22 protein-coding genes are annotated in these 21,645 nt (G+C 70.5%); 15 read left to right on the top strand and 7 right to left on the bottom strand.

All coding sequences use genetic code 11. From position 1 onward, the window contains the following. Positions 1-133 precede the first annotated feature (133 nt). Genes OG587_RS00190 through OG587_RS00180 form a run of 3 tightly spaced genes read right to left on the bottom strand, consistent with a single transcriptional unit; the run spans position 134 to position 4,601 of the window. Complete coding sequence (locus OG587_RS00190; RefSeq protein ID WP_329085675.1) at positions 134-1,738, bottom strand: IucA/IucC family protein; 1,605 nt, start codon at positions 1,736-1,738, stop codon at positions 134-136. Then, positions 1,735-3,447, bottom strand: coding sequence for an IucA/IucC family protein (locus tag OG587_RS00185; protein WP_329085673.1), 1,713 nt, complete (start codon positions 3,445-3,447; stop codon positions 1,735-1,737). Before OG587_RS00185 ends, OG587_RS00190 begins: the two co-directional genes overlap by 4 nt. Then, entirely contained in the window at positions 3,444-4,601 is a 1,158-nt protein-coding gene (locus tag OG587_RS00180; RefSeq protein ID WP_329085671.1) for an ATP-grasp domain-containing protein, read from the bottom strand. Before OG587_RS00180 ends, OG587_RS00185 begins: the two co-directional genes overlap by 4 nt. A 176-nt stretch (positions 4,602-4,777) precedes the next feature. On the opposite strand from OG587_RS00180, the gene OG587_RS00175 reads away from it, so the two are divergent. From OG587_RS00175 to nudC, 7 genes are all read left to right on the top strand, one after another. Then, positions 4,778-5,179, top strand: a complete 402-nt coding sequence (locus OG587_RS00175) for a hypothetical protein (protein WP_329085669.1) — start codon at positions 4,778-4,780, stop codon at positions 5,177-5,179. Continuing rightward, entirely contained in the window at positions 5,169-5,330 is a 162-nt protein-coding gene (locus tag OG587_RS00170; RefSeq protein ID WP_329085667.1) for a hypothetical protein, read from the top strand. Before OG587_RS00175 ends, OG587_RS00170 begins: the two co-directional genes overlap by 11 nt. Beyond that, positions 5,327-6,715: a sensor histidine kinase gene (locus tag OG587_RS00165; RefSeq protein WP_329085664.1), complete on the top strand. Its 1,389-nt coding sequence runs from the start codon at positions 5,327-5,329 to the stop codon at positions 6,713-6,715. Before OG587_RS00170 ends, OG587_RS00165 begins: the two co-directional genes overlap by 4 nt. A 76-nt stretch (positions 6,716-6,791) precedes the next feature. Next, the gene (locus OG587_RS00160) at positions 6,792-7,454 is read left to right on the top strand and encodes a response regulator transcription factor (protein WP_329085662.1); all 663 of its coding nucleotides are present in this window, start codon (positions 6,792-6,794) and stop codon (positions 7,452-7,454) included. A 219-nt stretch (positions 7,455-7,673) separates the two neighbouring features. Next, positions 7,674-8,393, top strand: a complete 720-nt coding sequence (locus OG587_RS00155) for a hypothetical protein (RefSeq protein ID WP_329085661.1) — start codon at positions 7,674-7,676, stop codon at positions 8,391-8,393. 2 nt (positions 8,394-8,395) lie between these two features. Next, positions 8,396-9,004, top strand: coding sequence for a class F sortase (locus tag OG587_RS00150; RefSeq protein ID WP_329085659.1), 609 nt, complete (start codon positions 8,396-8,398; stop codon positions 9,002-9,004). A gap of 355 nt (positions 9,005-9,359) precedes the next feature. Beyond that, on the top strand, positions 9,360-10,337 hold the full coding sequence (gene nudC, locus OG587_RS00145; RefSeq protein WP_329085658.1) for an NAD(+) diphosphatase: 978 nt from the start codon (positions 9,360-9,362) through the stop codon (positions 10,335-10,337). 397 nt (positions 10,338-10,734) lie between these two features. Here the strand turns inward: nudC and OG587_RS00140 are convergent, their stop codons facing one another. Beyond that, entirely contained in the window at positions 10,735-10,989 is a 255-nt protein-coding gene (locus OG587_RS00140) for a glutaredoxin family protein (RefSeq protein WP_329085656.1), read from the bottom strand. Between the two features lie 58 nt (positions 10,990-11,047). Next, positions 11,048-12,223 (bottom strand): alpha/beta hydrolase, encoded by a 1,176-nt coding sequence (locus OG587_RS00135; RefSeq protein WP_329085653.1) that lies wholly within the window; start codon positions 12,221-12,223, stop codon positions 11,048-11,050. A gap of 176 nt (positions 12,224-12,399) precedes the next feature. Between OG587_RS00135 and OG587_RS00130 the strand changes: the two genes are divergently transcribed. The 5 genes from OG587_RS00130 (at position 12,400) to OG587_RS00110 (ending at position 16,432) form a co-directional block, all read left to right on the top strand. Continuing rightward, positions 12,400-14,472, top strand: a complete 2,073-nt coding sequence (locus OG587_RS00130) for an ATP-dependent DNA helicase UvrD2 (RefSeq protein WP_329085651.1) — start codon at positions 12,400-12,402, stop codon at positions 14,470-14,472. After that, the gene (gene tesB / locus OG587_RS00125; protein ID WP_329085650.1) at positions 14,469-15,335 is read left to right on the top strand and encodes an acyl-CoA thioesterase II; all 867 of its coding nucleotides are present in this window, start codon (positions 14,469-14,471) and stop codon (positions 15,333-15,335) included. The genes OG587_RS00130 and tesB overlap by 4 nt, the downstream gene beginning before the upstream one ends. Before the next feature lie 115 nt (positions 15,336-15,450). Further along, positions 15,451-15,750 carry a hypothetical protein gene (locus OG587_RS00120; protein WP_329085649.1) on the top strand — a complete coding sequence of 100 codons (300 nt, stop codon included), beginning with the start codon at positions 15,451-15,453 and terminating at the stop codon, positions 15,748-15,750. Positions 15,751-15,878: 128 nt separating this feature from the next. Further along, entirely contained in the window at positions 15,879-16,148 is a 270-nt protein-coding gene (locus tag OG587_RS00115; RefSeq protein WP_329085648.1) for a WhiB family transcriptional regulator, read from the top strand. A gap of 89 nt (positions 16,149-16,237) precedes the next feature. Continuing rightward, positions 16,238-16,432 (top strand): hypothetical protein, encoded by a 195-nt coding sequence (locus OG587_RS00110; protein ID WP_329085646.1) that lies wholly within the window; start codon positions 16,238-16,240, stop codon positions 16,430-16,432. Positions 16,433-16,779: 347 nt separating this feature from the next. Here the strand turns inward: OG587_RS00110 and OG587_RS00105 are convergent, their stop codons facing one another. Continuing rightward, positions 16,780-18,117: an ABC1 kinase family protein gene (locus tag OG587_RS00105; RefSeq protein ID WP_329085644.1), complete on the bottom strand. Its 1,338-nt coding sequence runs from the start codon at positions 18,115-18,117 to the stop codon at positions 16,780-16,782. A 63-nt stretch (positions 18,118-18,180) separates the two neighbouring features. Then, positions 18,181-19,281, bottom strand: a complete 1,101-nt coding sequence (locus OG587_RS00100; RefSeq protein ID WP_329085642.1) for a ThiF family adenylyltransferase — start codon at positions 19,279-19,281, stop codon at positions 18,181-18,183. A gap of 199 nt (positions 19,282-19,480) precedes the next feature. Between OG587_RS00100 and OG587_RS00095 the strand changes: the two genes are divergently transcribed. From OG587_RS00095 to OG587_RS00085, 3 genes are all read left to right on the top strand, one after another. Further along, a complete protein-coding gene (locus OG587_RS00095) occupies positions 19,481-20,266 on the top strand; it encodes an enoyl-CoA hydratase/isomerase family protein (protein WP_329085640.1) in 786 nt (261 codons plus the stop codon). A gap of 141 nt (positions 20,267-20,407) precedes the next feature. Next, the gene (locus OG587_RS00090) at positions 20,408-20,923 is read left to right on the top strand and encodes a M48 metallopeptidase family protein (protein WP_329085638.1); all 516 of its coding nucleotides are present in this window, start codon (positions 20,408-20,410) and stop codon (positions 20,921-20,923) included. A 14-nt stretch (positions 20,924-20,937) separates the two neighbouring features. Then, positions 20,938-21,519, top strand: a complete 582-nt coding sequence (locus OG587_RS00085; protein WP_329085636.1) for a hypothetical protein — start codon at positions 20,938-20,940, stop codon at positions 21,517-21,519. The last annotated feature ends 126 nt before the right edge of the window (positions 21,520-21,645 follow it).

The raw sequence follows: 21,645 nt of genomic DNA, 5'->3' as shown, positions 1-21,645 counted from the left end.
TCACCGTCCGGGAAGATGGCGGCGACCGTCACCGTTCGGGGAGACGGCGGTGACGGTCGCCGCCGTCTCCCACATCGGGCCTGAGCCCGCTGCCAGGCCGGAGGCCGGATCCCGTGGGAAGGGCGCCCGCTGCTCAGGCCGTGGCCAGCGGGTTGGCGACCGTCACGTACTCCGCGGAGCGGTCCGCCGAGCGCGCCCACCGGACCGACAGGTTGGCCTTGGCCGGTAGCGGCGCCCCCGACAGCAGGTCCGACAGCGGCCGGGGCCACCCGCGCGACGCCGCGTACTCCGCCAGGACCTCCCCTGCCACCGCCCACAGCTCCCGTGTGGACCCGGTCCCCGCGAGAGAGGCGGCGATCTCGGCGAGGTGGTTGACCATCAGGCAGTAGACCACCCGGTTCCAGCCGGAGGCCGCGTCGTAGGTGAGCGCCTCGGCGACCCGGCCGGGCAGTCCGGACAGGTCGTGCCGCCCGGCGACGAGCTTCGTGCCCTCCAGGTCGCGGAAGACGGCCTCCACGGGCAGCCCGTCCGCGTCCACGCCGATCAGGACGTTCTGCAGGTGGGGTTCCAGCACCACGCCGTGGTCGAGGTAGGCGTCGAGCACCGGCGGCGCCACGCGCTCCACGTACGCCCGCCACCAGCGCACCGGATCGGCCACCGGCCACCCGGCCATGGTTGGTACGTCGCCTGGAACCGCGTCGGCCCCCTGCCGCCCGGCGGCCAGCGCGCCGCTCAGCAGGGGGGTCACCCCCGGCCTGCAGACCGACCACGGGCCGAGCCTGACGATCACGCCGAGCCCCTCCAGCAGCCGGGTGCCCAGCTCCGCGGAGCGGTAGCCCGGCTCGGGCAGCCAGCGGGTGCCGGGGAAGGCGGCCTCCAGGTCGAGGAACACCGGTTCGAGGCGACGGCTCAGCTCGACCGCGCCCGCCAGCTCGTACCAGGAGTTCTTCCGCAGGCAGTTGGTGATCCGCACGTCCAGGCTGAACTTCAGGCACCGGTCGATCAGCGGCTCGTAGACCGTGCGGACCGACGACGTGGGAACCGCCCTCCGGGCGCTGTCGCCCAGGTCGACCAGACGGCCGTCGGCCAGCGGCGCGGCCAGCTCCGCCGCGAGCAGCTCCAGCTGCCACGGGTGCGCGGGCAGCAGCGAGTAGCCGGGCGGCGCCTGGCCGAGCTCGTCGAGCGAGCCGCTGTCACCCGCCTCGGCCAGCACGTCGTCCCTGACCCCGAGCAGTCGCAGCGGGAAGCTCGCGTGCGCCTCGGGCGCGTAGCGCAGCCAGCCCTCGCCACCGCGCGCCTTCGGGCTGGGATGGAACGGGTGCCCGAAGACCAGCGCCTGTTCCGAGGCGAGCCACGGGTCGGCGGGCGGCGGCACCTCCCGCCGGGCCGCGATCAGCGCCGCCATGGCGTCCCTGCTCGCGGCCACCTGGGCGGCGAACTCGTCGTTGTCCTCGCCGAGTTCGGTCTCCACCAGCCGGACGAGCACGTCCGCCGAGAGCGGCCGCCAGGAGCCGTTCTCCAGCCACTCGGGCCGCCCCTCGAAGCGCAGCGCGAGCCCGCCGTGCGCGCGGACCCGCAGGCGGGTGCCCGCGACGCGCAGCAGCAGGTACGGATCCTCGTGGCCGACCTGCCCCTGAGGCCCCGAGATCTCCCTCACGCAGCAGCGCAGCAGCGCCGACAGCGAGGCCTCCTCGGCGACGGCGACGGCGGCGGGTGAGCCGAGGGCGAGGCTGGTCATGTCGTCCTTCGCGTGATCTGGGGAGGCTGGCGGAGATAGTTCGGGCCGCTCGTGCCATAGAACTTGTTCACGTCCCGCGCACCGGTGCGCGTCTTGTCCACCAGGGTTCCGGCGGTGATCATCGACTTGCCCACGAGCCGGGCGGCGTCGAGGGTCCTGGCCCGCAGCAGCCGGGCCATCGGATCCTCCCCGTACTCGTCGAGCGCTTCGGCGAGCGTGTCGCGGACCAGCTCGAAGGCCCTCGGCGGCGGCAGCGCGCCGAACGTCACGGCCGCCGCGGCCAGGTGCAGGGTGATGGTCACGAACACGTCGGCGAGCGCGTGCGGGTCGTCGGTGAACATCCGCGCGTCGGTGAGGTCCGGCACCGCGAGCCCGGCGTCCCTCAGCCTGTCGGGCGAGGTCAGCAGGCCGTCGTTGTCCTTGACGAGCAGCCGTACAGTGTCTTCGCCCGTGGCCTCGGCGTCGAACACCAGCGAGAGGTTCTGCTGGTGGGCCTCCAGCGCCGTGCCGTACCTGACGAAGAGCCGCACGTGGAAGCGGAACAGCATCCGCAGGTACCGGCCGAGCAGCCGGGTGACGTCCCCGCCGAACCACCGCCCGGCGAGCTCCTCCACGACCAGCCCGCCCCCGGGCAGCGGCGCCGGAAGCGCCGCGACCGGGACGACCTCCCCCGCGGGATGGCGGCGCAGGAGCCAGCCCAGGTACTCATGCCCGGCGTGCCCGTACGTCTGCTCGTCGGCCAGGAGCACCTCGGGATCGGGCATGGCCCGCAGGAGCAACTCGGCCCGTGCCCCGTCGGCCAGCGTCTCCGGCTTGAGCGACCTCCGGTTGCGCAGCCCGAGGGTGCTGGTGGTCAGCGGCAGCTTCAGGTGCGTGCCCGGGGCGATCTCGACCGTGCGCATCGACAGCGTGGGCCTGACCTCCAGGTACGCCAGCGGGGCCACGATCGTCCACGGGATCTCCCCGACCGTGGGGACCGTCAGCGGGTGTACGGGGAACAGCACGTGGGTCTCCGCGAGCTCCCCGGCCAGGCCGACGGCGGGGAATCCGGGTGCCCCCGGCATCTCCGTCCCGGTGAGCCGCTCCCGAGGCACCGCGGCCCATCGCAGCTCGAAGGCGGGCGCGAACTCCGGCGCGTACGCGGTCAGATCCTCGTCGGACAGGCCGATCCGGCACCGGGCCGTCGGGTAGACCGGGTGGTCGAGGAACGCGGCCAGCGTCTCGTACCACATGCCGCCCCGCCCGCTTCCATGCCCGCTCTCGCCTCCGCTCCCACTGCCCGCCGTGCGCGAGGCCCCGTCTCCCGTCGCGCGTCCGGTCCCGTTCTCCGTCGCACGCGTGAGACCGGGGCGCGGGGCGGCGACGGTCGCGTACAGCCTGGCGAGCACCTCCTCGCGGTGGACGTCGTGAAGGTCGAGGGCGCGCAGTGCCTCGCGGCACTCCGTGACGAACGACTCGACCCCGGCGGCGTCGGCGGGGGCGGAGATCTCCCGCAGGGCGTGCAGGACCTCTTCCAGGCGGAGCGACTCCTCCGGGGCCGCCACGAAGTCCTGGAACAGCGAGCCGGGGGTCAGCCGTACCCGCCTGCCCCCCGGCAGGACCAGCGCGACGCCGTCCTTGCCGCGGGTCACCCGCCCGGCCAGGCCGCCGTAGTCCTCGCGCAGGAGCGCGTTCAGCACCCGGGTGGCGAGGTATGGTTCCCGGCTCATGCGATCACCCACGGGTTCTCCGCCGTGAACGCGGCGACGGCCGCGTCCACACGTGCCCGATCGGGTCCGATGGCGCGGACGATGCCCATGTAGTCGCGGTTGGTGTTGCTCAGGTCGATCCGGTCGCCCACGGCGCGCAGCGGCCGGTGCCAGATCCGGACCGGGTCGCCGGGCGCGGGAACGACCGTGCCGGGAGCACTCACCACGGTCCCCGGACGGTCGGCGACCAGGCTCAGCGCGGTCGCGTGCCCCTCGGTCCGGTCGGGGAGCTTCGGCGCCGCCCCGAGATGCACCCTGAGCACGAGCTCGAACAGGGGCGCGTCCAGCATGCTCGCCAGCAGGAAGTCGCAGTGGTCGCCGATCACCCGGTAGTTGACCTCGACGATCCGCGGCCCGGCCGGGGTCATCACGTACTCGGTGTGGCAGGCACCGAACCCCACCCGCAGCGCCTCCAGCGCCCGCAGCACGTGGTCACGGCCGGGAGGCGGCTCCCAGTCGAGCCGTTCCTCCACGAAGTGCGGCAGTGGCCCGAGGGTGGTGCGGAAACCGCCGAGCACCCTGACCCGCTCGCCGTCGCCGAGCGTCTCCATCGTGTGCAGCGGGCCGTCGAGATACTCCTCCACGACCAGGGTCTCTCCCGGCCGTCTGTCCCGGATGGCCGCGACGGCCGCCGCGAGCTCGCCCGCGTCGCGGACCAGTACGACGTCCTCGCTGGCCACGCCCTCGCGCGGCTTCACGACCGCGGGGAACGGCATGTCCGCGGGCGGTGGGTCGGCCGGTGCCAGCCGCGCGGAACGGACGGTCTCGACCCCGGCGGCGGCCAGCCGCCTCCGGGTGAGCGCTTTGTTCTTGGTGTCGACGCAGGCCCGCCAGTCCTTGCCGGGGAGGCCGAAGTACGCGGCGGCGAGCGCGGTCTCCGCCTGGATGTGGTCGGAGTTGGAGAAGATCGCGTCCGGGACGCGGTGGTGCGCGACGGTGTCGATCACCGCCCGCGCGTCGCGCACGTCGCAGCGGAGCACCTCGGCCCCGGAGCCGCGGTACTGCTCGGGGCGGTCGGTGAGGATCGTGACCTCGCAGCCGAGCGCGCGTGCCGCCGGGAGGAAGCCGTCGGTGACCGAGTCGGTCGGTTTCAGCGCGGTGAGGTACAGCCGCAATGCAGGGACCCCCGATATCAGGCAAGGCTAACCTAACTCGGTGATCCTAGCCTGAGGTCGATCATCACGCGGGGGCGATCGGCCTATTGACATTACATGTCCGTGTCGCCCGATGATGAGAGTCTTCTCATCTCCATCACAGCCTGATCTCCCGTGGCGGCGCCTAGCGTGGAGGCATGAGCCGCAGGACATCCACCGTCTCCCTGATGATCGGGATACTCGCCACCGCGGTCGCGATGGTCGCGGTCGTGGTTCTGGTCCAACGCAACCCGGGTGATCTCGGGAACGCCGTCGTGGTCGACCGGGACCGTGGGAGCGAGACGGCCGAGACGGGCACCGCGCAGCCGCCGCCCTCCGGAGACTCCACGGCACCGGCCGACCCCCGGGCCTCGGACGGCTCCGGGGCCCCCGGCGATCCGAAGGTGCGGGGCGATCGGACATCTCCCGGTTCCGCGACCTCCGGCGAGCTCGGGGCGTCCAGCGTGACCGGAAGGGAGCGGGCCGAACGGGTGAAGCCACCGCCGCCGCCGCGAGGCGGAGATGACGACGACGATGACGGTGGTGGCGATGACGACTGAGGCGGCGGCCACCGAGGTGACGGCGGTCCCCGGCGCGACGGTGCCCAGGACGGCCGAAGCGGCGCTCATCGGGAAGGCGGTCACCGGGGAGGCGACGGCCGGGACGGCGGTGGCCGGAGCGGCGGCGGCAGAGGCGACGGCCGGACGGTGAGCGCACGGGCCCGCATCGTGGGCTGGATGCTCGTGGTCGTCGGCCTCGCCCTGAGCGTCTCGGTGTTCGCCACCTGGACCATCCTGCTGGCCACGCTCGAAAACCGGGTGAACGCCGAGCTGGCCAACGAGATGGAGAAACTCCGCAAGTACGCAGAGAGTTCGTCCGCCTCTCCGAGGGCGATGCTTGAGGACTACATGGCGGTCAACGCGCCCGACCGCCACGAGACCTTCTTCGTGATCGTGGACGGTAAGGCCCGATGGGTCACGTACGCCGACCCCCCGGCCGTACTGGACACCGACCGGGCGCTCGTGGCGCGGATGGCCGCCGCGACCGAGCCCGAGCAGGACTGGGCCACCAGTACGGCCGGGCGCGTCCGCTGGGCGGTCATGCCCGTGATCGCCGACGGCGAGATCGAGGGCTCCTTCGTGGCCATCGTCTTCTACGACCTCGAACGCCAGGAGATCGTCGAGGCGGTGCGCGTGCTGGGCCTCACCGCGCTGGCGGCGCTGCTCCTGGCCGGGGCCGCCGGCTGGTTCGTCGCGGGAAGGGTTCTCGCCCCCGTACGGCTGGTCCGCCAGACGGCGGAGCGGATCGGTGGCTCCAGCGATCTCAGCCGGCGCCTCGCCGTCTCCGGCGACGACGACGTCTCCGCGCTGGCCGCGACCTTCAACCACATGCTCGACCGGCTGGAACGTGCCTTCGCCGTGCAGCGCGACTTCCTCGACGACGCCGGCCACGAGCTGCGCACCCCGATCACGGTCGTCCGCGGCCACCTCGAACTCATGGGCGACGACCCCGGGGAACGGGCGGCCACCCTGGCCCTGGTCACCGACGAGCTGGGACGGATGAACAGGCTCGTCGACGACCTGATCATGCTCGCCAGGTCCGAGCAGCCGGGCTTCGTCACCCCCGGTGAGGTCGAGCTCGCCGACCTCACCGTCGAGGTCGTGGCCAAGGCCCGAGCCCTGGGAGAGCGCCGCTGGCGGGTGGACGAGGTGGCCGAGGAACAGGTCACGGCCGACAGGCAGCGTCTCACCCAGGCGCTGATACAGCTCGTGGCCAACGCCGTGCGGCACACCGGTCCCGGCGACCTGATCGCGGTCGGTTCCGCCGTACGGGAAGGCCAGGTGGAGCTGTGGGTGCGCGACACCGGTCCCGGCGTGCCGGAGCAGGACCGCGAACGGATCTTCAACCGCTTCGTCCGGGGCGCGGCCCGCACCGGGTCGCACGACGGCGCGGGACTCGGCCTCGCCATCGTCCGCTCCATCGCCGAGGCACACCGGGGCATCGTGCGGGTCCGCGAGGCGAACGGGGGCGGGGCGCTCTTCCTGATCTCCTTCCCGTACGAGGAGATCCCCCTGACGTCCCCGTACGAGGACTGATGTCCCCGTACGAGAAGAACCCCGCCGCGCGGTGCGGAAGACGCGACCGTGACAGTCCCCGAGGGAGGAGCCAAGGGTGAACCGCATCCTGATAGCCGAGGACGAGGGCCGGATCGCGTCCTTCCTGGAGAAGGGCCTGAGAGGCAACGGGTTCACGACCACCGTCGTCGCGGACGGGGTCGCGGCGTACGAGTACGCCCGCGCCGGTCGCTTCGACCTGATGATCCTGGACATCGGGCTTCCCCTGAGCGACGGTTTCACGGTCCTGCGACGGCTCCGGCAGGAGATGGCGACCATTCCCGTGATCATCCTCACCGCCCGTGACAGCGTCGCCGACACCGTCGCGGGCCTTGAGGGAGGTGCCGACGACTACCTCGCCAAGCCCTTCTCCTTCGAGGAACTGCTGGCGCGGGTACGGCTCCGCCTGCGCCCGGAACGCGTTCCCGAGACGACCGTCCTGCGCGTCGGTGACCTCGCCCTGGACCTGCGGACCCGGCGGGCTCACGTGGGCGACCGCTCCGTCGACCTGTCCACCCGCGAGTTCGCCCTCGCGGAGATCTTCTGCCGCCATCCCGACCAGGTTCTCACCCGCCAGCAGCTGCTCAGCCACGTGTGGGGGTTCGACTTCGACCCCGGCTCGAACGTGGTGGACGTCTACGTCCGCTACCTGCGTCGCAAGCTGGGAAACCAGCGGATCGAGACCGTCAGGGGTTCCGGCTACCGCCTGCGAGTCGGGTGAGAGTCCTCTCATCCCACGCTCATGATGGGTCCACCGGCCACCGGAAATCTTGAGTCATCCGCACAGAAGGTGCGGAACGACCTTCAGGAGGGCCAGATGAGCCTGGTACTACGGCGGACCCTGCTCGCCATCGCGATCACCCTCGGACTCGGGACCACCGGCGTCCTCGCCGGCATCCCGGCGGCCCAGGCGTCCGCGTTCCCGGCCTCGCCCACGGCGGTGACCCACGTCGCGGACGATGACGACGATGATGACGACGACGACAGAGGCGGTGATGACGACGACGGCGGTGACGACGATCGTGATGACCGCGACGACAAGGACGACCGGCGAGCCGGACCCGCCGACGATCGGGACGACGACCTCCCCCGGGGCGGCGTGGAAACCGGCCAGGGCAGTACATCGCGTGACGATGATGACGACGACGATGACCGTGCGCCTGCGGGTGGGGTGGACACCGGTCAGGGTGGTGCGTCGCGTGACGACGACGATGATGACGATGACCGTGCGCCTGCGGGTGGGGTGGACACCGGTCAGGGTGGTGCGTCGCGTGACGACGACGATGATGACGATGACCGTGCGCCTGCGGGTGGGGTGGACACCGGTCAGGGTGGTGCGTCGCGTGACGATGACGACGATGATGACGATGACCGTGCGCCTGCGGGTGGGGTGGACACCGGTCAGGGTGGTGCGTCGCGTGACGATGACGACGACGATGACCGTGCGCCTGCGGGTGGGGTGGACACCGGTCAGGGTGGCACCTCCCGTGACGACGACGATGATGACGACCGCGCTCCGGCCGGCGGGGTGGAGACCGGGTTCGGCGGGACGGCTGAGAAGGAGGGCATGCCGCTCTGGGTGCCGGTGGGACTGGCCGGTAGCGCGCTGCTGGCGGGTGGCGGCTTCTGGTTCAGCCGCCGATTCACCTCGGGGAGCTGACCGTGCGGACCCCCGGTGCCCTCGTGGCCGCTCTCTCCACTCTCTCCGCCCTCGTGGCCCTGACCGCGTGCTCCACCGAGGTCGCCGCGCACAGCACCTCCACAACCTCCACGGCCTCCACGGTTTCCGGAGCTTCCACGGTCACCCAGGTCGTACGGCCTCCCGCCAGGGGTGAGGTCGCCAACCCCGTGCGGCTCCGCGTACCGGCGATCGGGGTCTCCACCACGGTGATCGCGTTGAAGCTGGACGCGAGGAACAAGCTGGTCGCTCCGGCTCGCTTCGACCGGGTGGGCTGGAACAAGGCCGGTCCCGAGCCCGGCGAGGCCGGTGCGGCGGTCATCGCCGGGCACGTGGACTCCAGGACGGGGCCCGCTGTCTTTTACCGGCTCGGGAAACTCCGTCCGGGACACCGCGTCCACGTCGACAGGGCCGACGGAAGCACGGTGACGTTCACCGTCCGGCGCCTGGCCCGCTTCCCGAAGAGCCGGATCCCCGACGGGCAGGTGTACGGATCCTCCAAGGGAGCCGAGCTGAGGCTCATCACCTGTGGTGGAACCTTCGACCGCAAGCGGCGCAGCTACCGGGACAACGTGATCGTGTTCGCAAGCTGACGGCGCGGCACCACCGGCACAGCGGGTGGGGCGTCACGAGAGACGCGGGTACCGGGAGAAAACCCCCGGTACCCGCGTCTCTGTCGGTATGTCTGCTCGCACCTCGGTCGTGCCGGAAAACGCGGAAGAAGCTGGAAAAGCCTGGAAAAACTCCGAAGAACCAAGTGAAACCCCGGGGAGCCCGGAACCGGAAGAACCGAGGGCGGGGAGAACCGGACAAAGGGGGAGGGGGGAGGGAAAAGCCGGTGATGTGCCGGGACGCGCGATACCCCTCCCGGTCCGTACGCCGAGACACGCGGAGAGGGGCCTCGTCCGGCGGCATAGTATGTGCACTCGGTTGGGGAGGCGGAACGGCGTGGAGATCACGGCACAAGAAGGACTGTTGGGACCGCTGCTGCTCGCGCGCAGTGCCATTGACCGGTCGGCGGCGCTTCGCGGCGACGCCGAGTGGCTCGAAAGGGCCTGGGCGGACACCGCGACCAGGGTCGTGGTCGTCGACGACGGGCAGGCGCTGGTCCGGCGTAGCGGCGGAGAGGCCAAGCTGGTCCTGCTGCCCACGGCCGACGCGCCGGACGGAGAGCGCTACCTGCTCGGTGTCGACGCCGAGGGCATCGCGTACTTCGCCGTGGCGGCGCCGCTGGCCGACAGCACCCACACCGGTTCCCTCAAGCGGATCGTCTCCTCGCTCGCCCCCTCGGAGCTGGAGGAGGGCCAGACCCTCACCACCGGGCTCCGCCAGGTGGGGTCGTTGCTGGGGGACCTGGACGCCGGGCTGCTGGTGTACGCGGTCGCCCTGGACGCCTGGCACTCCACCCACGAGTTCTGTCCCCGGTGCGGGAGCGCCACCGAGGTGCGCGCGGGCGGGCACGTGCGCGTCTGCCCCAGGGACGGCAGCCAGCACTTCCCCCGGGTCGACCCCGCGGTGATCATGCTGATTCACGACGACGATGACAGGTGTCTGCTGGCCAGGGGGCCGCAGTGGCCCGAGGGGCGGCTGTCGGTGCTGGCCGGGTTCGTCGAGCCGGGCGAGTCGCTGGAGCACGCCGTGGCGCGCGAGGTGGCCGAGGAGGTCGGTGTGCGCGTCGCCGAGCCGCGCTACATGGGCAGCCAGCCCTGGCCGTTCCCGCGCAGCCTGATGCTCGGCTTCTTCGCGCGGGCCACGTCGACGGAGTTCGTCCTCGATCCCGAGGAGATCGCCGAGGCCCACTGGTTCAGCCGTGCCGAGCTGCTGGCCGCGACGAAGAGCGGCGAGGTGCGCCTGCCGTCCGAGGTGTCGATCGCCCGCAGGCTCATCGAGACCTGGTACGGCGAACCGCTGACCGGCGACTGGTAGCCTCACCGCCCGCCGCGAGGAGAGCCCGCCACCCACCGGCGGGTCGCCGGGCCGCGAGGTCGAGGCCGTCCCGGTACGCGGGAGTTCCGGCGTTCGTGGGCGTCTCGGTACGCGGAAGCTCCAGTGTTCGTAAAAGTCCGGGCACGCGGGGGTTCCGGTGTTCGTGGGAGTCCCGATACGCAGGGGAGCCCCGGTGTCCGTGGGAACGGAACCGGGGCTCGGGTGCCGCCGGGGCGGTTGCCCCGCGCACGGTCGTCAAGAACGCCCGCTCCTTCACGTGGAGCCTGGGAACACCTGCTCCTTCGCGTGAAGCCCGAGGACGCCCGCTCCTTCGTATGGAGCCCGAGAACACCCGCCTTTCGCGCGGGACCCGGGCTCCGATGCCCGCCGGGGGCGGCTACACGCCCGCGCCCGCCAGAATGCGCTTGAGCTCGATCACCGACGGGTTGGTCCTGACGACCCGGCCGGTGGGGGAGTCGACCACGACGGTGGGAACGACCTGGTTACCGTTGTTGACGCTCATGACGAACGTGGCGGCGTCCGGGTTGCTCTCGATGTCGATCTCGTTGTAGGAGATCCCCTCGCGACTGAGCTGGCTCTTCAGTCGCTTGCAGGGGCCGCACCAGGTCGTGGTGTACACAGTCAGCGCCATGTCGTGAGAAATCCCCTCATGTGATGTCCGGCGCCATTGGCAACAAAGCGAGGGCCGTTCATCTTCCCGGTGAGAGCAGCTTCCCCGCGACCCACTCCTGAACCCGCTCCGCCACGCCGGGCAGCCGGTAAAGAGGCGAGCTGTGCTCGATGCCGGGCGCGGTCAACAGCGTCACCGGCACGCCGACCTGGCGCAGGTGCTCCTTGAGCTGCTTGCCGTGCTCCGGCGACACGAACTCGTCCTCCGAGTGCACGACCAGCATGGGCGCGTCACCACGGCTCGCGTGCCACGGCACCTCCATGCTCGCCCAGATCTTGGCGCACTTGCCGGTGGGCTCACAGCCCCCGGCGAGCCTGATGGCCGACTCGCGAAGCTTGCGCTTCTCCAGGTCGAAGGTGTCGGTGCCCTCGGTGTACGCCGTGAGCGGGGAGATCACCGGGGAGATGCCGACCACGCCGCGCAGGCCGGGCAGGCCGTTCTTGTAGGTGCCCGCGGCACCGGCCAGGTGGCCTCCGGCGGAGAAGCCGACGATCACGTAGTTGTTCGGGTCGAAGGACCACAGCGCCGCGTGCCGCCGCGCGGTGGCGATGGCGTCGAGGGTGTCGGTGCGCTGGGCCGGCCAGGAGGCGTCGGTGGAGAGGCGGTAGTTGATGTTGAAGACGACGTAGCCCTGCTCGGCGTAGCTCCGGCTTATCTCGGTCATGTACTTCTTGTCGCCCGACGACCACCAGCCGCCGTGGATCAGGAAGACACCCGGCCGCTTCAGCTCGTCGGTCTGGTGCCAGACGTCCATGCGCTGGCGGACGTACGGACCGTACGCGACGGTGTTGATGACGGTGCCCTGGACCAGCGGGTCGGGCTGGGCCACCGGAGGGGGCGTCGGATTGCCCGCGCCGCTCTTCCCCGGCGCGGCCGTGCCCGTACCGGCTTTGCCGGCCCCGGAGGCGGCTCCGGAAGCGGTCCTGGTCTCGGTCGTGTTCGTATCGGCCTTGCCGATGTCGGCCACTCCGACACTGGCCTTCGCCGTGCCGTACGCGCCGATGTCCACCTTGCTCGCGCCGGCCTTCGTCGCACCGGCGGAGGCCCTCTCGCCGACGGCCTTCGCCGGGCTGGGTGTGCCGCCGGGCTGGGTCGGAGCCGAGAGTGTGTGGGCGTGTGCGGTCGTGTACACCACCACGGGTCCGATCATCGCCGCCGCCAGGGCGAGCGCACCCACGGTTACCCCAGTTCGCACGGGCCTCTTCCTTCCCCGGAATCGTTCGGCCCCCATTGTGGAGTAAAAAGCCCGCTTTGCGCATCTCGACGAACCACATAGGTTGACGGCGGCATGTTGCCAGAATGACTGATGCTTGGCCAGTGACTGGGAGGATGTTGCCGCCCGGTCCGTTCGACTGCGTGTAAGGAGGCTCCGTGGAGCCCGACAACGTTCTGGCGGCACTGGATCCCGAGCAGCGTGAGGTGGCCGAAGCCGTCCGAGGACCGGTCTGCGTCCTCGCCGGAGCCGGGACCGGCAAGACCCGCGCCATCACCCACCGCATCGCGCACGCGGTCCGCAGCGGGGTGGTCGACGCCCAGGGCGTGCTGGCGGTGACGTTCACCACACGTGCGGCCGGTGAGCTCAGGCAGCGGCTGCGGCAGCTCGGCACGCCGGGCGTGCAGGCGCGCACCTTCCACGCCGCAGCGCTGCGCCAGCTCACCTACTTCTGGCCGCGGGTCATCGGCGGCGACCCGCCCAGGGTGATCGAGTCGAAGCTGCCGCTGCTGATCGACGCCTGTCGCTCCCTGCGCAAGAACCAGGACCGTTCCGAACTGCGCGACATCGCCTCCGAGATCGAATGGGCCAAGGTCACCCAGATCGCCCCCGAGGACTACGCGGAGGCCGCCAGGAAGGCGGGCCGCACCTCGCCCGTCCCCGCCGAGGAGGTCTTCCGGCTCTACGAGGCCTACGAGACCCTCCGCCGAGACCGGCACCTGGTCGACTTCGAGACCATCCTGGAGCTCACCGCGGCCGTGATGACCGAGCACCGCGAGGTGGCCTCCCAGATTCGCCAGCAGTATCGCTACTTCGTGGTCGACGAGTACCAGGACGTCAACCCGCTGCAGAAGCTGTTGCTCGACACCTGGCTCGGCGGGCGCGACGACCTGTGTGTGGTCGGCGACCCCAACCAGACGATCTACTCCTTCACCGGCGCGACCCCCCGCTACCTGACCGGCTTCTCGGTCGAGCACCCCAACGCCACCGTGATCAAGCTGGTCCGTGACTACCGCTCCACCCCCCAGGTCGTCTCCCTGGCGAACCGAGTGCTCGACAGGGCGCGGACCCCGCACAAACTCGCCCTGATCGCCCAGCGCCCGGACGGTCCCGAACCGGTCTTCACCGAGTACGACGACGAGACCGCCGAGGCGGAGGGCGTGGCGCGGGCGGTGAGGAAGCTCGTCGGCGGCGGCGTGCCGACCCGCGAGATCGCCGTGCTGTTCCGGGTCAACGCCCAGTCCGAGACGTACGAGCAGGCCTTCGCCAAGGCCGGTCTGCCGTACGTGCTGCGCGGCGCCGACCGCTTCTTCGAGCGTCCCGAGGTCCGCCAGGCGGTCGTGCTGCTGCGCGGTGCCGCCCGCTCGGCCGAGCCCGATGACACGCTCGTCTCGACCGTGCACCACATCCTGTCCGGCGTCGGGCTCACCCCCGAGGCTCCCGGCGGCGGCAAGGCCCGCGAGAAGTGGGAGTCGTTGAAGGCCTTGGCCGACCTCGCCGAGGACCTCGCCGCCACGGGCGCCGACCTGCCCGCCTTCGTGGCCGAACTGGAGCGCCGGGCCGGAGAGCAGCACGCGCCGCCGGTCGAGGGAGTCACCCTGGCCTCGCTGCACGCGGCCAAGGGCCTGGAGTGGGACGCGGTCTTCCTCGTCGGCGTCACCGAGGGCATGTTGCCGATCATCTACGCCGAGACGGCCGAGCAGGTCGAGGAGGAACGCCGCCTCCTGTACGTCGGCGTCACCCGTGCCCGCGCCCACCTGTCGCTGTCGTGGGCACTGGCGCGCTCGCCCGGCGGGCGGCGTTCCCGCAAACCCTCCCGCTTCCTGGACGGGCTCACCGGCCGTTCCGCGCAGAAAGGCCGCACCGCGGCCCCGGCCGCGGCGGCCGATCGCCGCCCGGTCGCCGCGCCGATCAGCTGCCGGGTCTGCGGCAAGACCCTGGCGGCCGCCGCGGAGCAGAAGCTCGGCAGGTGTGCCGGCTGCCCCGCCGACTACGACGAGGCACTGCTCGGGGCGCTCAAGTCCTGGCGTACGGGAGTGGCGAAACACGAGAAGATCCCCCAGTGGGCGATCTTCACCGACGTCACCCTCCAGGCCATCGCCGAACGGGCGCCGCTCTCGGAACAGGACCTGCTGGCGATCACCGGAATCGGACGGGTCAAACTGGACCGTTATGGCGAGGCGGTGCTCGAACTGTGCCGTACCGCCGCGAACCAGACGGAGGGCGCGTGAACGAGGCGTTAAAGGAGCTCCTGGACCTGCTCGACCTGGAGCAGATCGAGCTCGACATCTTCAGGGGGCGCAGCCCGGAGGAGCGCATCCAGCGTGTCTTCGGTGGCCAGGTGGCCGCCCAGGCACTGGTCGCCGCGGGACGGACGGTGCCCGACGACCGCGACGTCCATTCGCTGCACGCCTACTTCATCCGTCCCGGCGACCCGGCCATCCCGATCGTCTACAACGTCGAGCGGGTCCGTGACGGCCGGTCCTTCACCACCCGGCGGGTGGTGGCCATCCAGCACGGCAAGGCGATATTCACCATGTCGGCCTCCTTCCACGTGACGGAGACCGGCGTCGAGCACCAGGCGGCCACGATGCCCCAGGTGGTCGACCCCGAGGGCCTGCCGCTCTTCCAGGACCGGATGCTCCAGGCCGTGGGGGCGGAGTCGCCGCTGCGCGAGTGGGCGTCCAGGCCGAGGCCGGTGGACGCCCGCTACGTGACCCCCCTCACCTGGGAGGCCTACCGCGACCCGGAGCTTCGCGGTTCGAACACCAACGTGTGGTTCCGCTACGACGCGGAACTGCCCGACGACCCGCTGCTGCACGTGGTGCTCGCCGCCTACGCCTCCGATTTCACCCTGGTCGACACCGTGCTGCTGACCCACGGCCTCGCGTGGGGCGCGTCCAACCTCTCCGGTGCGTCGCTGGACCACGCGATGTGGTTCCACCGTCCTTTTCGGGTGGACGAGTGGATGCTCTACGCCCAGGAGTCGCCGTGGTCGGGGGCGGCGAGGGGACTCGCCAAGGGGGAGATGTTCACCCGGTCCGGAGAACTGGCCGTGTCGGTAGTGCAGGAGGCGATGATCCGCGTGAGATAGTCGCAAAGCCGCAGGTAGAAAATATGTTGCCCACTCCCCGGGCCGGGGTTTAGGGTCATGGTCAAGCAAGTCGGACGCTACTGTCCGACGATCCACGAATGGAGGTGAGTCCACTGTGAAGAACATCCTGATGTCGTCCCAGATGGGGCTCACTTCCGTGCGCCGTAACACCGCTCTGCCTTGCGGCGGCCAGATCATCCTCGCCGACGGCGCGGCAGCTCCGGCTCTGCAGGCCAATTCCGCCTTCTTCCAGGCCGAAACCGGCCGCTGGTTTGCTCCGACCGCCCTCCCGGCGACGGACGTCCCGGCCGTTCGGAACCGAGTGGGCGACAGCTACGCAGCTACGACCAAGCACATCGGAAACGGTGGACTGCGCGGTCCGCAACCCTGGGGGCATCCTCCGGTCATAACCTGACCGAGGAAAAAGCCTTCAGGCCGCGGATCCGCACCCAGGATCCGCGGCCTTCTTGTTTGTCCGCGTCATTCCTGACCCCCACCCCAAGAGGTAACCGAAGATCAACACCTAGCTGAGAGGTGAAGCAGATGGGGGCCCAGACGGTCATGGACCTGATCGACGAAGCCACAATCCCCTGTCGTACCGACCCCGACCTGTGGTTCGCCGAGTCTCCGGAGGACGTGGAGTTCGCCAAGGCGCTCTGCGGGGGCTGCCCGATTCGTGAGGCCTGCCTGGCCCGCGCGCTGGAGCGCGAGGAGCCGTGGGGTGTCTGGGGTGGCGAGCTTGTTCTGCGGGGGGCGATCGTCCCCCGGAAGCGTCCGCGCGGGCGTCCCCGCAAGAACCCGGTCGCTGCCTGAACAATCCGGTCGCTGCCCGACCCACCGAGAACCCGACCCACCGAGAACCGACCGACCACGAGCCGCACGTTTCCGAAAGGACCATCCCGATGAGTTACTTCACCGCCAGAGGCCTCGACCTGCCGTCTATGCAAGAAGAACTGGTCCGTGACCGAATACGGACCCTCCACCGCGAGGCGGAGGAGCATCGCAGGGCCGCCGGCCTTCAGCGCCTCCAACGCGCCCAGCGCAACGCGGAACGCGCCTCGGAGCGCCTGCGGAGCGCGATCCTGCGCCTCGTCTGATCTGTCTGATCTGTCTGACCTGACCGGTAAGGGCCGGCGGCGACGTGTAGAAGACGCACGAGACACATGCGAAGCCGCACGGAAAACAGACAGACAGCAGAACGAGACGGACCAGAAAAGCGAGACGAACGAACAATGAGGGGTGACCCGCTTCGGCGGGCCACCCCTCAGGCGTCTCGCCGATCCCACCCCGCAGCGGGGTGTCGTCCGAGGTCACCCGACATCGCGGAACGTCGCCCGACGTCGCGGGGGTCGGCGGACGCCGTGGGATGTTCGCGGACGTCGCGGGGGCGAGGGGGTGCGGGGGTGCGGGGGGTCGCCGGATGTCGTGGGAAGGAAAATATCCCTCAGGCGCTGGTGAGGGTGGGCTCTCCCGAATCCTCGTCGGTGAATCCGGGGACCCAGCGGATGACCTCCTCGCGGAAGCGGGCAGTGGCGCCGAGCTGGCAGAGGACGCCGACCCCCGCCGCGTGCACGCGATGGATGAGGACGTACGAGGCGGGCAGGTTGAGCTGGCGCACCACATTGCCGGGACGTAGATCGGTGGCCTTGGCCGCCTGCCGCTGGAGCCACTCCCTGCTGAACGAGAACTCCTCCACGGCGGTCGGCTCGACGTAGGGGGCGAGGAACGCCCGCAGGGCCTCGGGGTCGATCTCGATGTGCGGCTGGATGAAGCCCTCGTCGCGCAGGCCCTGGACCACGGTCGCCATGTCGCCGTTGTTGAAGATGCGGGTCAGCTTCCCGAAGACCGGCGGATATCCGTGGGGCATCCGGTTGACCGCGCCGAAGTCGAGCACGCACATCCGGCCGTCCTCGACGATCCGGAAGTTGCCCGGATGGGGGTCGGCGTGGAGCATGCCCAGCCGCGCGGGCGAGGAGAACAGGAAACGGACGAGCTGGAGCCCGGCCCGGTCACGCTCTTCCTGGGTGCCGTCGGTGATGATCCGCGACAGCGGGGTGCCGTCGACCCATTCGGAGACGAGCACCTGCTCGTTGGCGGCGATCACATCCGGGATCAGGAAGTCGGGGTCGTCCTTGAACTCCAGGGCGAAGGCGTGCTGCGCCTCGGCCTCGTGGAGATAGTCGAGCTCCTCGACCACTCGCTCGCGCAACTCGCTCAGGACGGTCTTGATGTCGAGGCCGGGCAGCAACACCCCGAAGAGCTTGCCGAGCCGGGACAGCTGGGTGAAGTCGGAGAGCAGGGCCTTACCCGCCCCCGGATACTGGATTTTGACCGCGACCGTCCGGCCGTCGTGCCAGACCGCCTTGTGCACCTGCCCGATCGACGCGGCGGCGGTGGGTCTGTCGTCGAACGACAGGAAGTTCTCCCGCCAGTCGTCGCCCAGCTGCTCGACGAGAACCTTGTGCACGGTCGCCGCGGGAAGCGGTGGTGCCGCGTCCTGGAGTTTGGTCAGGGTCGCGCGGTAGGGGCCGGCGACCTCGGCGGGCAGCGCCGCCTCGAAGATGGACAGCGCCTGGCCGAGCTTCATCGCCCCGCCCTTGAGCTCTCCGAGAACCTTGAAGATCTGCTCGGCGGTGCGTTCCTGAATTTCCTGGGCGACGATCTCGGCGGACTTACCCCCGATGCGTTTCCCGAGACCGAGAGCGGTGCGTCCGGCGAACCCGATCGGCAGGGCGGCCAGCTTGGCGGAGCGCGCAACGGCGCGGCGCGGAAGGTCACTCACCTTGGTTAGCGGCGCATCCGCTGGTACAGCGAGACGCCGCTCCCTCCCTTCGCTGTGTGTCCGTCAGCGGCAGGTAGCCGACGCGACCATTGTTAGCGAACCCAACTCGTTTCGGAAGCAACGACATTGAGGATGAACACTCCAGGATCGCCTCTTCCAGCTCCAATCTGGCAATACTTCCATTGTGCTGTTGGTCACAGCGGGCTCACGGCCGTCGATCACAGCAAGTGCGTGGCCTGCCGCCGACGCCGCCACCAGCGTCGACAGCACTGTCCCACACGCGATTTCTCCCGCGGGGAAGCCGCCCAACCGGGCGCTGACGACGGGCCAGCCGGGGTCGCGATCTCGCCGGGTCAGATCCAGGCAGTGCAGGCACGTGCTCCGTCCGGGCAGCACCAGAGGGCCGACCGACCCGGAGCCCTCGAAGGCGGTGACCAGCAGGTGCGGGATCTCCCACTCGACGAGCTCCTTGACGAGAAGGCCGTCCAGGGGCACCACCGGAGCGAGCACCGCCAGGTCCGGCGGCCTCGCTCCGTCGGCCAGCTGGGCCGCTCCGTCGCCGGTCCATGCGGTGAGACCGGGCGCCAGCCGCTTGGCCATCGCGACCGCACCGTCCTGCCTGCTCATCCCCACCTCCGTCCAGTCGAGCCCGCCGGGGACGACATCCCGTCGGCGGGCCGTACCGGGATCGATGACGCAGATCCGGCCGACCCCGGAGGCGGCGAGCAGGCCGACGACCTGCGCGCCCACCCGGCCCGCGCCGTAGACCCGCACCTGGGCCTCTCGCCTGCGCTCCAGTGTGGCGAGCCCGCCGTCGATCGTGCCGGGAGTGAGGGAGAGCGCGTCGAGATCAGGCTGGAGCCGGTCACGCTCGGCCATCGCGAGCGCGCGCAGCGGGCCGGGACCCGCACTCGCGTCGTCCACCACGCCACGGCTGACCAGTAGGTCGAGCAGGGTCCGGCCGCGCTCCTCGCCGAGACCCGCCTCGGCGGCGCCGGCCAGCACGCCCGCGAGATCCCGTACGCCGTCGAGGCTCTCCACCCAGCGGCGGACCTCCGGTTCGAGATCGGTCAGCACCACCGCGTGGCGGGGGTGCAGACCGAACTGCAGGGTGCGTCCGTCACGGGCGACGCGGCGCAGAGCGGGCTTCAGACGTGGTCTCATCGGAGAGCCTTTCTTGGGAGCAGCCTGCCGGTGAGCAGGGGATGAGGGGTGAGCAGGTGGAGTGGCCTGCCGGGTGTGCCAGCGTGGCATGCCCCCTCAAGATCCCGGACGCCTTTCCCGCCGCCTGTGGATAACTCCCACCCTGTGGATAACCCGCCCCTGAGCGGTGGTCGGGAGACGGTGGGTTACGCTCCCCGGCATGGACGAGCTCTTGATCGACCGGCGTGCCGACGGCGTCGCGGTGCTCACTCTGAACCGCCCCGACCGGCGCAACGCGATGACCGATGGAATGACCGCACGGTGGCGGCTGGCCATCGCCGATCTCGCGGCGGACCGCGACCTCCGATGTGTCGTCGTCACCGGGGCGGGAAACGCGTTCTGTTCCGGGGGCGACCTGTCCTGGCTCGCCGAGCGGGCCGCCGAGGGAGTTCCCGCCCTGCGTGAGCGGATGCTCGGCTTCTACCGGACCTGGCTGGCGATCGCCGATCTGGAGGTGCCGACCATCGCCGCCGTCAACGGCGCGGCCGTCGGGGCGGGGCTGTGCCTCGCCCTCGCCTGCGACCTGGTCTACGCCGCGGAGGAGGCCAAACTGCTCGTCCCCTTCACCTCACTCGGCCTGCATCCCGGCATGGCGGCCACCTACCTGCTGCCCAGGGTCGCCGGAGTGGGCGTGGCCAGGGAGATGCTGCTCACGGGGCGGACGTTGACGGGGGCGGAGGCCGCGCCCGCGGGGCTGGTGACCAGGGCGTTTCCTCGCGAGTCGCTGATGGCCGAGGTGATGGGGATCGCGTCGCGCACCGCGGCCAACGCGCCGGTCGCCACCCGGCTCACCAAGATCGCTCTAGCGGGTGGCGGGCACGCGGACCTCGACGCCGCGCTGCGCTGGGAGTCCCTCGCCCAGCCGGTCACGATGATCTCCGACGACATGCTTGAAGGGCTGGCAGCCCAGAGAGAACAGCGGGTCCCGCGTTTCGGCAACGCATGAGACGGCTGATATCCAGGTTAATTAGATAAGTCACGGTCATAGTTGATCACCCGTGCTGAACAATCGGCGAACGGGGATTGACCAGCGGGAACGTGTTCTACCCCCTGGTGTGAATTCGTCATTCTCGGCTACCGTTCATATGTGCCCCCCGAGACAGTCGAGGTCCGCCGCAGTTCTCGCCGCCGGCGGACGGTTTCTGCGTACCGCGACGGCGAGAAAACGATCGTGCTCCTCCCCGCCGGTCTGAGTAGCACCGATGAGGAACAATGGGTGCGCCGTATGCTCGATCGCCTCGCGGCCAAGGAACAGCGCAGACGTCCCTCCGACGACGATCTCCTTGATCGGGCCGTCGATCTGTCGGCCCGCTATCTGGGCGGAGAGGCGAAGCCGTCGAGCGTACGCTGGGTGGAGAACCAGCAACACCGCTGGGGCTCGTGCACCCCTGACCACGGGACCATCAGGATCTCCACGCGGCTGCGGGGCATGCCGTCGTGGGTGGTCGACTATGTGATCATGCATGAGCTCGTTCACCTGCTGGTGCCGAGCCACGGCTCACGCTTCTGGGCGCTTGTGGAACGATATCCCAAGGCCGAGCGGGCGCGGGGCTTCCTGGAGGGATTCTCCACGGCGGCTCACGGTTCCGCGGAGGAATGTTGACGGAAGATCGAGTGGTGGCCGTCCTCGTCACGCCCTCCGTGGCGGACGCGGCCCCCCCGGGAGTCGACGCGGCCGACTTCCTCACGGCCGTCGCCGAAGACGCCTACGAGCTCGTCGCCGGGCTCGACTTCGTCTCACCTGTCGTGGTGACGAGCGTCCCCGGCATGGAAGAGATCGTCTGGCCGGGCACCCCGGTCGTCGAGATTCCCGATCTTTCAGGGAGTGCCCTGGTCGAGGCCGCCTTCGCGGCCCTGCCGTACGGTCGGCAGGCGGTCCTGCTGAGCGCCGACGCGCCCGACCTGCCCCCGTTGCTCATCGGCAAGCTCTTCCGCGAGCTGGGCCGGGCCAGGATCGCCGTCTGCCCGGATACCGGGGGCGGCACGGTGGCGTTCGCCGCCCACCTGCCCTATCCGGACTGGGCCGCGGTGGGCTTCGACGACCTCGACCCGGTCAAGGCACTACGCGCCTCCGCGCCCGGCAGCCGCATGGTCGCGAGGGGCCCCGGCTGGCACCGCCTGCGCACTCCTGGCGACATCCGTCTCCTCGACCCCGGTCTGGAGGGCTGGGACAACACCCGGGCCCTGCTCTCATCCTGATCTCAGGAGCTCAGGAGCTCAGGAGCTCAGGAGTGACCGGGTGCCGTAGCCGTTCGGGCGCCCTGAGCGCCCAAGCAGGCCAAGCGGGTCCGCAGCCCAAGGAAGTCAGGGAAACCGAAGGGGCCG

It is taken from the genome of Streptosporangium sp. NBC_01469 (genome assembly GCF_036227305.1).
Classification (GTDB): Bacteria; Actinomycetota; Actinomycetes; order Streptosporangiales; family Streptosporangiaceae; genus Streptosporangium.
Note: the sequence above shows the minus strand (reverse complement) of the source record. Positions and strands in the feature narration are given on the sequence as shown.